Here is a 12,445-nt window from a genome sequence, read left to right on the forward strand (position 1 = left end):
TATGAAGATACTGATTGCCGAAGATGATGCAAACATCCGCCAGGGTCTGGTGGATGCACTGTCGCGCGAGGGTTATTCGATCATAGCAGCACCGAACGGGCGCGCGGCGCTGGAGAGTTATCATCGCGACAAACCGGACTTTGTGCTGTTAGACATCATGATGCCCGAAATGGATGGCTATACCGTCTGCCGGGAAATTCGCCGCCAGAACGAACACATTCCCATCGTGTTTCTCTCCGCCAAAGATGAGGAGATCGACCGTGTCGTGGGGCTGGAACTGGGTGCAGATGACTACATCAGCAAACCGTTTGGTATTCATGAACTGCGGGCGCGGATAAAAACCATCGCCCGTCGTTGTTTAAACCATAGCGCCACGCAGCCTAACCTCAGTTTTGCTTTTGGCGACCTGACGGTGTTACCGAATGAACTGTGCGCCTGGCGCGGCGAACAAAAGCTGGAGCTGACGCTGCGGGAAGTTCGCATTTTAAGCTGTCTTGAGCGTCATAAAAATCAGGTGGTTACGCGCGATATGTTGTTCGATGCGGCGTGGGGGTACGACTATTTGCCCAATAGCCGTACGCTGGATCAGCACATTTCCCGGCTCCGCAAAGTCATCGAACAGGATGCCAATCAGCCGCAGCTAATCCGAACGGTGCATGGTCTGGGGTATCGATATCAGGTATCGTAACGCACACATTGCGATGTCACCGCTATAACCCGCAGGCCGATTGCGGTTATCATTAATGACATTCACCAGCGCGGGCGCGAAATGCCCGCCAATTCACAGAGCGGATTACACCTAGCTAAATCTGCCTAACCAGGAAGTGACTGAATGAGCATTCGTATCATCCCGCAAGATGAGCTGGAAAAGAGCGAGAAACGCGCGACGGATATGATTCCACCGTTATTATTCCCCCGGCTCAAAAATCTGTATAACCGTCGCGCCGAGCGTCTGCGCGAACTGGCTGAGAATAACCCGCTGGGAGATTACCTGCGCTTTGCTGCGCTGATCGCCCATGCCCAGGAAGTGGTGCTGTATGACCATCCATTGCAGATGGATCTCACTGCACGCATCAAAGAAGCCAACGATCAGGGTAAGCCGCCGCTGGATATCCACGTTCTGCCACGCGATAAGCACTGGCAGAAACTGCTGCACTCGCTGATCGCCGAACTGAAACCGGAGATGAGCGGCCCGGCGCTGGCGGTGATCGAAAATCTGGAAAAAGCCTCCGAACAGGAACTGGAACAGATGGCCAGCGCTCTGTTTGCCTCCGATTTCGCCGCGGTCAGCAGCGATAAGGCCCCGTTCATCTGGGCCGCGCTGTCGCTGTACTGGGCGCAAATGGCCAGCCTTATCCCGGGTAAAGCCCGCGCGGAATACGGCGAACAACGTCAGTACTGCCCGGTGTGCGGCTCGATGCCGGTCTCCAGCATGGTGCAAATTGGCACCACCCAGGGACTGCGCTATCTGCACTGCAACCTTTGTGAAACCGAGTGGCATGTGGTTCGTGTTAAATGCAGCAACTGCGAGCAAAGCCGCGATCTGCACTACTGGTCACTGGACAATGAGCAGGCGGCAATCAAAGCCGAAAGCTGCGGTGACTGTGGAACCTACCTTAAGATCCTCTATCAGGAAAAAGACCCGAAAGTGGAAGCCGTCGCCGACGACCTCGCGTCGCTGGTACTGGACGCGCGCATGGAGCAAGAAGGCTTCGCCCGCAGTTCCATCAACCCGTTCCTGTTCCCGGGAGAAGGGGAGTAAACGCCTTCAACAGGTGATGCCGGACGGTGCTTATCGTCCGGCCTGCAACTGATAAGGCGTAATGACGCCAGGTATCCCCGCGAAATCTCTGGTGTTGCGCGTCACAAGCGCAAACCGATGAATCTGCGCGGTAGCCAGAATGATCGCGTCCGGAAGTTTCATCCCATATTCCTGCCTGAGATTCACGCTTCGCTCAGCAATTTCCAGTGATACACCGATGATATTGAACGCACTCAATGCCACACGCGTACGATATTCCTGATGGTATTTTTTTGCCCCCACCATGACTTCCATCCAGGTAATCAAGCTGATGGCATTCTGCGGCGGATACGCTTCCAGTACTTGCTGTGCTTCCTGGCGCCCGCTAAATAAATCAATCAGGATATTGGTATCGAACAACACGGGTCCCTTTTGCATTACCATTCCTCGCGCAGCGTCCTCTGATACTCAACGCCGTCTTCCTCACAACCCTGCCAGAGCCCCAGCGCATTGGAAATTGTGGTTTCAGCCTGGCCTTGCCTTTCAAGGTACTGTTCAACCGCTTCGCGCAGCAACTCCGCACGGGGCAGATTCCGCTGCTGCTTGAGATCGTCAAGGCGTTTGATCACCTCATCGGATAAGTCGAGTAATATTCTGCCCATGTCCATTCCAGCCATTATGCTCACATATACCTCCAGTATATCATTGGCGAATAATTTTCAAACAACATACACCGTCGGCAAGCAGGAAAAAAGCGATCCCCGTAGTGACTTTTCCTTTTGCGAGGCGCTTTCCAGAATTTCACCCTGATCCAAATCCACCATTCTCTTTCATGAAAAACCAGGTTATAACACTGTATATTCATACAGATTTAAGGGATTAAGAAAATGGCGCTTGAAAACGGGATTGCACAACGGGTCGAGGAATTTATTGCAGCGGGTCGCCCTTCTGCTCGACGGCAACATATTGATGACCGGAGAGCGGGCTATATCGCCAGTACCGTGCTGGCCGGAGAGACCGAAACGCGCGTAGAAGTCAGCGATGTTGAGCTGGAGGGGATGACGCTGCGCGTCGTATCGCCGCGCCACGTTTCGGGCGCTCTGCCCTGCGTTATTTACTACCACGGCGGCTGTTTCGTGAGCGGCGGATTTGCCACCCACGATAATCAGTTGCGGCAACTGGCGCATACCAGCGGTTGCCGGGTGATTGCCGTACAGTACCGCCTCGCGCCAGAACACACGTTTCCTGCGGCGCATGACGATGCTGAAAAAGGGGCCAACCTGATCTGGCAATATGCGAAACAGCTTGGCGTTGAACGCCAGCACATCACGCTTGCCGGGGACAGTGCGGGCGGACACCTGGCGCTGGTGACAGCATTGCGCCTGAAGGCAGCAAAGCAATGGCTGCCCGCACAATTGATGCTGATCTACCCGATGCTCGACGCGACCGCAAAATGTGAGAGCTATACCCGCAACGGTCTGGACTACATCATTACCCGCGACACGTTGCTAACCGGGTATGAGATGTATATGCCCCATACCGATCGCCAGCATCCCGAAGCCAGCCCGCTCTGGCGAGATGATCTCAGCGGCTTACCGCCTACGCACATCATCACCGCTGAATTTGATCCGCTGTGCGACGAAGGCGAACTTTTGTATGAGCGACTGACGACCCAACACGTCGACTGCACCTGCCAGCGCTACCTCGGCGTGATTCATGGTTTTTTCCAGCTAGCTGGCGTCAGCCATGCGGCGCGCAGCGCAATGCAGGATATCGCCTGGCGCGTGACTATCCCGTCCGTTAGCGAAGAATAGAGAAGGGAGTTCCCCTACTCTTCCTCGTTTCCGCCTTCTTCATAGGGACCAAACGGTTTGGCGGGCAGGACGATGTAAATACCTTCAAAAATAGCGCCCGGTGTGTCATTGCCCAGCAGCTCTACCTGCAGTTGAACCCGCGCCTTTTTCCCACGCGCCAGACGGTCAAGATCGCCGCTCAACGAGCCGAGATCGGCAACCGCGGCGGGTCTGCCGCTGATAGGTTTGCTATAGCGGATATGGGCGTCAGCGAGAATGATCGTGCCCCCAAGATGGCGCTCACGCAGCATCAGCCAGATAAGCCCCCAGCCGGTCAGCGTAGCCAGCGAAAACAGGCTCCCGGCAAACAGCGTGTGATGCGGATTTTGATTGCCCGTCTCCGGCATGGTGGTAATAAATTTTTGCCCGGTGTACTGCTGAATACGTACACCCATCTTCTCGCTCAGCGGGATGTGCTCATACCACGCCTGCTGTAGCTGTCCGCACCAGTCGCCGCGATGCAAAATGTCATCGAGCGAGGCAATCGGTTTGATCATCAAAAAGTGGCGAACCGGCGTAGTTTGCGGCGTGGTGATTTCGCCCTGATTGACAAAACCCAGTTTGGCGAAGAATTCGACAGCGTCTTCCCGTGCGCTACAGGTCACTCGTTTGACCCCTTCCTGACGTGCGACGGACTCCAGCGTCATTGCCATCAGCGTTCCCAGCCCCTTTTCCTGCACGGTGGGATCGACAGCCATGAAACGGATGGAAGCCTCATTATCGGCATTGATGTACAACCGCCCGACGGCAACCAGATTGCCCTCTTCATCGACCACCATCTGGTGGTGCGCCATTGCGTCCCAGGCATCACGCTCGGAACCCTTCGGTTGATGCAGCGGCTTGCGCAGCATTTCCCAGCGAAACTGATAGTAACGCTCTAATTCTTCTTCTGTTTGCGGTACTCGAAGGTGATACATAGCGGTACTCTCTCTTGTAACCCGCGGCCACGCCGGAAGCTGATTCATACCTGTAACCAGAACGTCACGGGGCCGTCATTCACCAGCGCAACCTGCATATCCGCAGCGAAGCGTCCGGTCTGCGTATTCATGTCCTGCTGTCGGCAGCGTTCGACGAAATAATCGTACAGGGCTTCTGCCCACTCCGGCGCCGCCCCTTTCGAGAACCCCGGACGCATGCCGCGTTCGGTATCCGCCGCCAGCGTAAATTGTGAAACCACCAGCACACTCCCGCCCGCCTGTTGCACGTTCAGGTTCATTTTGCCTTCGGCATCGCTAAAAATACGGTAGCCGAGCACACGTTCACACAGGCGATTCGCTTTCTGCTCGTCGTCATCCTTTTCGACACCCAACAACACTAAAAGTCCTGAGCCAATTTCACCCGTCACTTCGTCCTCCACGGTGACGCTGGCACGGGTTACGCGCTGAATTAATGCAATCATGGTTGGTCTGCTTCTTCTTGTTCTGCGGCTTGTTTGAGTTTGCGGTATTCCCCGAGAGTGACAGTTATTTCCGCACCAAGCAAGACGATACACCACGTCCAGTACACCCAGACAAACAAAATGGGTACCACCGCTAACACGCCGTAAATAAGCTGATATGACGGGAACATGGTGATATAAAGCGCGAAACCTTTCTTTCCGGCCTCGAACAGGACCGCAGCGACAAAGGCGCCGACAATCGCATCCCGATTCGGTACGCGCGTGGTCGGCACCACGCTGTAGAGGAGCCAGAATGAGAGCCAGGAGAGGATCAGCGGGAAGAGACGCAGCACATCATCAATCACGGTATTGAGATCGCTGGCCCAGCGTAATGAGAGAAGATAGGAACTGATCGCCAGACTGGCCCCTGCCAGTAATGGTCCCAGCGTCAAAATCATCCAGTACACGGCAAAGGAGTACACTTTTGGCCGCGTGCGCGTGCTGCGCCAGATAGTATTCAGCGCGCTATCAATGGCATACATCAACAGCAGCGCGGTGACGATTAACCCGCAGGCCCCCACCGCCGTCATTTTGTTGGAGTTGGCGACAAACTGCTCAATGTAACGTTGAATCACATCGCCCGTTGCCGGGATAAAGTTGGCAAAAATAAAGTGTCGCAACTGGACGCTGACATCGGAAAACATCGGAAAAGCGGCGAAAAGCGCAAATACAACGGCGATCAGCGGCACCAATGAGAGCAACGAGACGTAGGCAAGATTCCCTGCCAGGGTCGTCATATTGTCCTCATCAATGCGCTTCCAGAGGAGCTTCAGCCAGGCCCAGATCGGTCGGGTATGATGCCTGGCTTTTTGATGCACGGTTTTTAGCATAACAACTTCGCGAAATAGTCAGGAATGACGGTTTTATCGGTCACCAGAATGCTGGTTATCCCCAACTGGTTGGCCCCTTCTATATTATCGATGTTGTCGTCAAAAAAGACCGTGTCGCTCACTGAAAAACCCTCTTGCTGTAACACATGCTGATAAATCCGTGTCTCCGGCTTGCGCATCCCCAGATCCTGCGACAAATAAATATGGTCCGCCGCCTGGCGAATTTCTGGATATTCCTCTGGCCAGAACGTCGTATGCAGCCGGTTGGTGTTCGACAGGACGACCACGCGATGCCCCTGCTCACGCAGTTTCTGCATGATATCGATAACCTCAGGCCGTAGCGCGACAAAAACGGCCTGCCAGCCATGGGAAAACTGTTCGTAGCTCAGCGACAGATCCATCTCATGACAAAGGGCCTCGGCAAATGCTTCATCGGTGATTTCTCCCCGTTCGTGCTGATGGAAGGCCTCACCCATCGTAAAGCTCTGCTTTAACGACGCCAGCGGCACACGGCTCAGATCGCTCCAGGTACCTAATACGCGGTTGAAGTCGATATCGACAATCACATTACCTAAATCAAAGATATAGAGCATGTCCCTTCTCCTTACTTGCCGTGGATGAATAACTGTAACGGGAAAGGGGCGTTTTGACTATGTACCCGTCAGGGAAAGATGAAGGAAAAAAAGGCGATGCCCTGAGAGCATCGCCTTGTTCTGGTGTGATATTTCTCGGTTTCTTAGAAGCTGTATTTCACCCCGAGCATCGCAGAGGTATCGCTGTAGCTGTTGTCGCCCATTTGCTGCGCCACGTTACCCCACACCTGCAGACGCGGGTTGATTTGCCCTTCAATACCCACTTTCAGCTCACCAATGTTACGTGTCCCGCTGATGTCATCCTTGATGGAGCCCATCTGTACGGTCTGGTTATTGGTGTTGTGGATCCAGTTCGCTTCAATGAACGGCTGGAAATCACGGCCTTTATCGGTATCTTTCTCCGCATGACCTTTCAGGTAAGCACGGACGCCGAGGCGAGTCATCAGGTTGCCGTCAGTTTTGTCTTTAACCACCGTCCCGTTGTGCTCACGGTGTGAATCGGCCTGCACGTCCATCCAGATAACCTGCGCTTTCGGTTGGATCCAGTAGGTTTTATTTTCACTTTCCCCGACCAGGAAGCTATAACCGCCTTCAACAGACGCCGTGATACCGTCGGATTTGTAGTTTTCGCTGGCCAGATGTTCGCCACTAACGGTGTTATCAAACCAGTTATACAGTACCCAGCTATCCAGATAGGTCCCGGTCTTATCCGCTTCATTGGCATACCAGGTGGCATACAGACCGACGCTGTAACCATCTACCTGCCCACGAGACGAATAGCCAGTGTAACTGTTACGGGTTTTACTTTTCTGGTTGGCATAACCCGCCATGGCACCCAGATGCCAGCGATCGAGGCCGTCGCTGCTCCACTGCGCCAGGTCGCCGCCTAACTGCAGAACATAACGGTTAGCGTTGGTTTTCAACTGCCCGCTGCCGTCAGTAAAGCGATTATGGCCCCCTACGTTACGCATCCACATACTGGTGACTTTTTCTTCGCCAGTCAGCATATCGGTATACTGAGTTTCACCCAGACGGTCATGCAGACGGGTGATAAACATCGTATTGGCCGCATAGTTGTTCGCCAGATAACTCCCGAATTCAGGGCGATACTGGTGCTCGACGGGACCCGGATATACTGGCGGTCCTGGAGGATCAGTTGGGTCTGGCTGCGCGGGATCGGGATCCGGCTCAGTCGGTGGTGGCGGAGGCGGCTCCACTGGCGGCGGATCCACCGGTGACAGCTCGCTGGTCAGATACCAGTCACTGGCTTTTTTCACCACGTCATAGTCGTACGCACCGGCGACGATACGCCCTGATTTGGTAAAGGTACCGTCAGAGTTTCCGGCAACCTCAACAATTTTAATCCCATCGACGGTCAGTTCACCCACACCACCAATGTTGTTGATCCCCACTTTGGTATTACCGGAGGTATCGCCATTCACTTTCAGCATGTCAGTTAATGAACCGTCACCTTCCAGTACGGTATTCAGCACTAACAGCGCGTTGGTCCCGATGTAGTTCCCTATCACAGTCAATGTTTTGAAGGTTCCCGCATCATCGCGAGACACGCCGTCAGGACTGTAGCGCAGCGTCGCCTGATCCAGCGTCAGATTAGAGACCACGGAATTTCCAGTCATCGTCCATTCGCTGCTGGCGCCCTTCATACTCAAATCCAGCGAGCCGTGGTAGGTTGCATTACTATTCTCTTGTGAAGAATCGGCTTTGCCTACAAAGCGGCTTCCATCTTCCATACGCAGATCCATGGTGCCGCCATAATAAGCACGTAAATTGCCTTCAATGTCGTACACACCTGAGTCAGCCGTATCGGTAGCGTAATCCCATGAACGAATGACGCCCTGCGAACCATATGCGTAAATGGCATAAGCGCCACTGTCAGTCACCTGAATTTTCGTATCGCCACCCAGGTTCACCGTTGCGGACTCAGTAGATGAAGACGCATAAACGCCGTGCGCAGTGACACCAGAGGTTTTTAAATCAACGTTATTTAGGTTTATGGTTCCTTTACGCCCCACATACACTGCATGTGCATTTCGACCTGACGTCGTGACTGACGTCGCGCCATTGAGCGTAATATCCGCATTTCCTCTTGCCGTTCCTGTCAGTTGTGCAGGATCTCTACCTGCATAAATACCATAACCTGTATTCATGCTTCCGGGACCACGAGTAACAATATCCGTATTCCCATGAATAATTATGGATGACTGGGCATTGTCTTTATTCGCCGATGCGTTAGCACGTAACCCCATTCCATTTTCAGCATCAACGGTCACGTCGCCATTGACTTCAACGATTGAATAATCCGCCTGGAGTTCACGACCGATATTTATACCATCAGCGCTACTTCCTGTTGCGGTGATGTAAATATTATCGGCAATCAGCTTGCCCCCAGCATTTTTAGAATGGATTCCATCTGCTGCAGTGCCTGTGGTATTGATAACCAGATTTTTGAATTTATAACCAATATTATCAATATAGACACCCCAACCTGTTAGGCCAGCAGTAGTACCTTCTGAAGTTGTATCAATACGCACTTCATCAAAACCACTGTAATCCCTTGCCGACCCGCCAAGTGGATTGCCGTAGTGATAGATTGTGGTGTTATCGCAAAAGAGTTGAGCAGTGGTGGTGTAACCGCATGCCGCAGCGACTTGCCCGCTAAATCCTCCGAGCGCCAGCGCACTGGCGATACAGAGTGCCAATTTCCCCGGTGAGGGTGGTTTGCATTTCATTTTTTGTGTTTTCATAGGAATACCTTTTCCGTACTACTCTTTTTTCGGATAAGAGCATAAAAGACGCAGTAAAAATTAATTAAAAGGCAAAGCGGGTCCGTTCATCTTTAAAACCTTAAAGATTCACTTACCTTAAAATTATAAATCTTTCCTTTTGCGCGATTAATACAGTTATTCAAAGGTTATGTCAACGGGGGTTGAACTGACGAAAAAGGGAAAATAATAAAATGACATCCATTTATTTATATTATTCCTGGGTGTTTTTTTAATGAATAAAAAGAGTGCGTAACGAGGGTAAAAAAAGCTTACGAATCAATGCACATTAAAAGCACAATTTGATAATTCATGCGAGCTTTAGGATTTTTATACATAATACCAGGACGTTTAACTATTTATATTTTTTGTGATAAGAACCGCCTGAACGGCGGTTTATTTTGAAAGGAGTCTGTTACGAAGAAACGCCATCATCCTGGTCTGGGCTCACCTGAACGATTTCAACCTGATGAGACTGAAGAAGCGTATGCAGAGCCGGGCCAGGGAGTTCATCAGTAAACAACGCGGTTACCGCAGAAACATTGCCAATTTCTACCGCCGCCGAGGCGTGGTATTTCGTATGATCGGCAGCAAGCAGAATATGGCGGGAGTGAGCCATCATCGTCTTCACCACACTGGCCTCATTGACGTCAAATTCCAGCATCGCGCCATCGCTTTCAATCGCCCCGACGCTGGTGACGAGGTAGTCCGCCCGGAAATCAGCGACAAACGCAGTCGCAGAAGGGCCAATAATCCCGCTGTTATGTGGACGCAGCGTTCCACCGGGGACCATCACTTCGAAACGGGGATTGTTATAGAGAATATGCGCAACCCGAAGGCTGTTGGTGATGATACGCAGATGATTGTGGTTCAACAACGCCCGCGCCACCTGCTCTACGGTAGTGCCAATGGTGATGAACACCGTTGAACCATCTGGAATGTAGTCCGCCACCGCTTCCGCGATGGCTTTTTTCTCTTGCGTCCACGAGACTTCACGTTGCTCAAAGGCAGTGTTAACCACGCTGGACGCGCGGCCAGCGCCACCGTGATGACGGGTAATCAGCCCCTGTTCGCTTAATTTACGGATATCACGGCGCACCGTCTGCGTAGAGACATCCAGTAAACCCGCCAGTTCGTCAATGTTCATATACCCACGCTCACCAACGAGCGATAGCAATTGATCATGCCGTGGGTTACCGGTCAGTTCGGTAAAACTCATGAAAATTCCTCGAAAAACCATTGCCCTGCATTTTATACAAAAAGTGACAGAAAAGATCGGGTTTGATCACAGTCAGGAATTCCTGCACGTCCACCCGGTCGGGTACACTTCAGTGCCGCCACCCCACTGGCGAACCTGACCGCGTCTTTCAGTTCGCTTCCTGATGCGAGGCTGAATGCCAGCGCACCGTGGAAAACGTCGCCTGCCCCGGTTGTATCCACCACATCCACTGCAAAACCGGCCTGGTGTTGCAGCGTGCCATTTTCTATCCAGTCACACCCTTCACTACCTTGCGTGACGTAGACATGTCCATTTGTGAGCGTTTGTGATTGTTTCAACGCCTTGGCGGTCTCATTGATGCCCGTCAGGCGCGCCAGACCCGGGGCCGAAAACACAGCATGATCGCTTAAGGCCACCAGCTCGCTGATGTCCTGAGGCGTCACATCACCATCCAGCAGCGTCTCCACGCCCGCCTGATGCGCCAGCGTAAAGGCCTGCTTTGCCCCTTCATGCCAGCGAACGTCCGCCAGTACGATATCCCACTGGGAAAAGTCGATGTCATTGAGCCAGTCGGCCTCCGCCGGCAAATCGGGGCTCGGGAAATTGACGATAATCCGCTCCCCTTGAGCATCAACCATGATAGCCGATTGCGACGACTTTGCCCCCGCATAGCGCCGGGTGTAACGGGTATTGACCCCCAGAGATTCCAGCTCCGCCAACAGGTGTTTTCCGGTGTCGTCATCGCCCACACGGCCAATAAAGTTTACCTGTGCCCCTAACTTCGCCGCTGCCACTGCGGCAGTGGCGGCTGGTCCACCGCCCACCTCGGTATAACGACGCGCCACATATTTACCGCCTACAGCCGGTAACGTTTCTACGTAATAGATGCGATCCAGCACGGTAATACCTACACAAGCAATACGAATCATGGTCGTTCCTTAAGCATTTCGGGATGAGATTATTTTAATTCCACAAAATGTTTAAAAAGTGACGGCTGTCAATTTTTTGACCATAAATTACAAATACGATCAAAAACAGACAGAAACAACCGGTCATAATTGACAAAAAATGACACCACCGTCTCAGGAGAACGATATGGCAGTCATCGCATTTATCGGATTAGGACAGATGGGCGCCCCAATGGCGAGCAACTTACTCAAACAGGGTCACCAACTTAGCGTTTTTGACGTTAACCCCGATGCCGTACAGCGTCTGGTCGAAAAAGGGGCACAACCAGCCCGCTCTCCAGCACAGGCCGCAGAAGGCGCTGAGTTTGTCATCACGATGCTGCCCAACGGCGATCTGGTGCGCAGCGTATTATTGGGCGAAAAAGGCGTTTGCGAACGCCTCTCCCCACAAGCGCTGGTGATCGATATGTCAACCATCCATCCCTTGCAGACTGACAAGCTGATCGCCGACCTTCGCGTTAAAGGCTTCGCCATGATGGATGTCCCGGTCGGGAGAACCTCGGATCACGCCGTTGCCGGTACATTGCTGTTGCTGGCGGGCGGCACACCGGACCAGGTCGAGCGCGCCACACCGGTACTGATGGCAATGGGGAATGAGTTGATTAACGCCGGCGGCCCAGGAATGGGGATCCGCGTGAAGTTGATTAACAACTACATGAGCATTGCGCTGAATGCCCTGTCAGCCGAAGCCGCCGTGCTGTGTGAAGCGCTGGGTCTCTCCTTCGATGTCGCGCTAAAGGTCATGAGCGGGACACCCGCCGGTAAAGGTCACTTCACCACCTCGTGGCCGAATAAAGTGCTGAAAGGCGATCTTTCCCCGGCCTTCATGATCGACCTGGCCCACAAAGATCTCGGCATCGCGCTGGATGTCGCCAACCAGCTGCACGTTCCTATGCCGCTCGGCGCGGCGTCCAGGGAAGTTTATAACCAGGCGCGAGCCGCTGGCCGTGGGCGGGAAGACTGGACCGCCATTCTTGAACAGGTTCGCACTTCTGCCGGACTGAAAAACCACCATTGACA

The 12,445-nt window shown here is 53.1% G+C and carries 13 protein-coding genes; 4 read left to right on the forward strand and 9 right to left on the reverse strand.

Features of this window, described 5'->3' with window-relative positions:
* The first annotated feature begins 1 nt into the window (after nucleotide 1).
* The gene (locus tag HVX64_RS22450) at nucleotides 2-688 is read left to right on the forward strand and encodes a response regulator transcription factor (protein WP_044257174.1); all 687 of its coding nucleotides are present in this window, start codon (nucleotides 2-4) and stop codon (nucleotides 686-688) included.
* 144 nt (nucleotides 689-832) lie between these two features.
* Nucleotides 833-1,762, forward strand: a complete 930-nt coding sequence (gene fdhE, locus HVX64_RS22455) for a formate dehydrogenase accessory protein FdhE (RefSeq protein WP_042998866.1) — start codon at nucleotides 833-835, stop codon at nucleotides 1,760-1,762.
* Between the two features lie 30 nt (nucleotides 1,763-1,792).
* On the opposite strand, the gene HVX64_RS22460 is transcribed toward fdhE, so the two are convergent.
* On the reverse strand, nucleotides 1,793-2,179 hold the full coding sequence (locus tag HVX64_RS22460) for a type II toxin-antitoxin system VapC family toxin (protein WP_044257173.1): 387 nt from the start codon (nucleotides 2,177-2,179) through the stop codon (nucleotides 1,793-1,795).
* Entirely contained in the window at nucleotides 2,179-2,421 is a 243-nt protein-coding gene (locus HVX64_RS22465; protein ID WP_161215612.1) for a CopG family transcriptional regulator, read from the reverse strand. Before HVX64_RS22465 ends, HVX64_RS22460 begins: the two co-directional genes overlap by 1 nt.
* A gap of 207 nt (nucleotides 2,422-2,628) precedes the next feature.
* On the opposite strand from HVX64_RS22465, the gene HVX64_RS22470 reads away from it, so the two are divergent.
* Nucleotides 2,629-3,555, forward strand: coding sequence for an alpha/beta hydrolase (locus tag HVX64_RS22470; RefSeq protein WP_044257169.1), 927 nt, complete (start codon nucleotides 2,629-2,631; stop codon nucleotides 3,553-3,555).
* Between the two features lie 14 nt (nucleotides 3,556-3,569).
* Here HVX64_RS22470 and fabY read toward each other — a convergent pair whose 3' ends face one another.
* From fabY to HVX64_RS22505, 7 genes are all read right to left on the reverse strand, one after another.
* Nucleotides 3,570-4,511, reverse strand: coding sequence for a fatty acid biosynthesis protein FabY (gene fabY, locus HVX64_RS22475; protein ID WP_042998862.1), 942 nt, complete (start codon nucleotides 4,509-4,511; stop codon nucleotides 3,570-3,572).
* A gap of 44 nt (nucleotides 4,512-4,555) precedes the next feature.
* Entirely contained in the window at nucleotides 4,556-4,993 is a 438-nt protein-coding gene (gene dtd, locus HVX64_RS22480) for a D-aminoacyl-tRNA deacylase (protein ID WP_044257167.1), read from the reverse strand.
* On the reverse strand, nucleotides 4,990-5,862 hold the full coding sequence (locus tag HVX64_RS22485) for a virulence factor BrkB family protein (RefSeq protein WP_044257165.1): 873 nt from the start codon (nucleotides 5,860-5,862) through the stop codon (nucleotides 4,990-4,992). The genes dtd and HVX64_RS22485 overlap by 4 nt, the downstream gene beginning before the upstream one ends.
* Nucleotides 5,856-6,455, reverse strand: coding sequence for a glucose-1-phosphatase (yihX, locus tag HVX64_RS22490; protein WP_044257163.1), 600 nt, complete (start codon nucleotides 6,453-6,455; stop codon nucleotides 5,856-5,858). The genes HVX64_RS22485 and yihX overlap by 7 nt, the downstream gene beginning before the upstream one ends.
* 143 nt (nucleotides 6,456-6,598) lie before the next feature.
* Nucleotides 6,599-9,220, reverse strand: a complete 2,622-nt coding sequence (locus HVX64_RS22495) for an autotransporter outer membrane beta-barrel domain-containing protein (protein WP_042998858.1) — start codon at nucleotides 9,218-9,220, stop codon at nucleotides 6,599-6,601.
* 433 nt (nucleotides 9,221-9,653) lie between these two features.
* Entirely contained in the window at nucleotides 9,654-10,457 is an 804-nt protein-coding gene (locus HVX64_RS22500) for a DeoR/GlpR family DNA-binding transcription regulator (protein ID WP_044257161.1), read from the reverse strand.
* Nucleotides 10,458-10,489: 32 nt separating this feature from the next.
* On the reverse strand, nucleotides 10,490-11,386 hold the full coding sequence (locus HVX64_RS22505) for a sugar kinase (protein ID WP_044257159.1): 897 nt from the start codon (nucleotides 11,384-11,386) through the stop codon (nucleotides 10,490-10,492).
* A gap of 166 nt (nucleotides 11,387-11,552) precedes the next feature.
* Here HVX64_RS22505 and yihU point away from each other — a divergent pair, with 166 nt between their 5' ends.
* Nucleotides 11,553-12,443: a sulfolactaldehyde 3-reductase gene (gene yihU / locus HVX64_RS22510; RefSeq protein WP_044257157.1), complete on the forward strand. Its 891-nt coding sequence runs from the start codon at nucleotides 11,553-11,555 to the stop codon at nucleotides 12,441-12,443.
* Nucleotides 12,444-12,445: the final 2 nt, after the last annotated feature.

It is taken from the genome of Citrobacter sp. RHB20-C16 (genome assembly GCF_013890155.1).
In the GTDB taxonomy this organism is placed as follows: domain Bacteria; phylum Pseudomonadota; class Gammaproteobacteria; order Enterobacterales; family Enterobacteriaceae; genus Citrobacter_A; species Citrobacter_A amalonaticus.

Bases quoted from the DNA above. Each gene is read 5' to 3' on its own strand.
- yihX (WP_044257163.1), bottom strand. From the start codon at position 6,455: ATGCTCTATATCTTTGATTTAGGTAATGTGATTGTCGATATCGACTTC.
- HVX64_RS22460 (WP_044257173.1), bottom strand. From the start codon at position 2,179: ATGCAAAAGGGACCCGTGTTGTTCGATACCAATATCCTGATTGATTTA.
- HVX64_RS22500 (WP_044257161.1), bottom strand. From the start codon at position 10,457: ATGAGTTTTACCGAACTGACCGGTAACCCACGGCATGATCAATTGCTA.
- HVX64_RS22485 (WP_044257165.1), bottom strand. From the start codon at position 5,862: ATGCTAAAAACCGTGCATCAAAAAGCCAGGCATCATACCCGACCGATC.
- fabY (WP_042998862.1), bottom strand. From the start codon at position 4,511: ATGTATCACCTTCGAGTACCGCAAACAGAAGAAGAATTAGAGCGTTAC.
- fdhE (WP_042998866.1), top strand. From the start codon at position 833: ATGAGCATTCGTATCATCCCGCAAGATGAGCTGGAAAAGAGCGAGAAA.
- HVX64_RS22505 (WP_044257159.1), bottom strand. From the start codon at position 11,386: ATGATTCGTATTGCTTGTGTAGGTATTACCGTGCTGGATCGCATCTAT.
- yihU (WP_044257157.1), top strand. From the start codon at position 11,553: ATGGCAGTCATCGCATTTATCGGATTAGGACAGATGGGCGCCCCAATG.
- HVX64_RS22495 (WP_042998858.1), bottom strand. From the start codon at position 9,220: ATGAAAACACAAAAAATGAAATGCAAACCACCCTCACCGGGGAAATTG.
- dtd (WP_044257167.1), bottom strand. From the start codon at position 4,993: ATGATTGCATTAATTCAGCGCGTAACCCGTGCCAGCGTCACCGTGGAG.
- HVX64_RS22470 (WP_044257169.1), top strand. From the start codon at position 2,629: ATGGCGCTTGAAAACGGGATTGCACAACGGGTCGAGGAATTTATTGCA.
- HVX64_RS22450 (WP_044257174.1), top strand. From the start codon at position 2: ATGAAGATACTGATTGCCGAAGATGATGCAAACATCCGCCAGGGTCTG.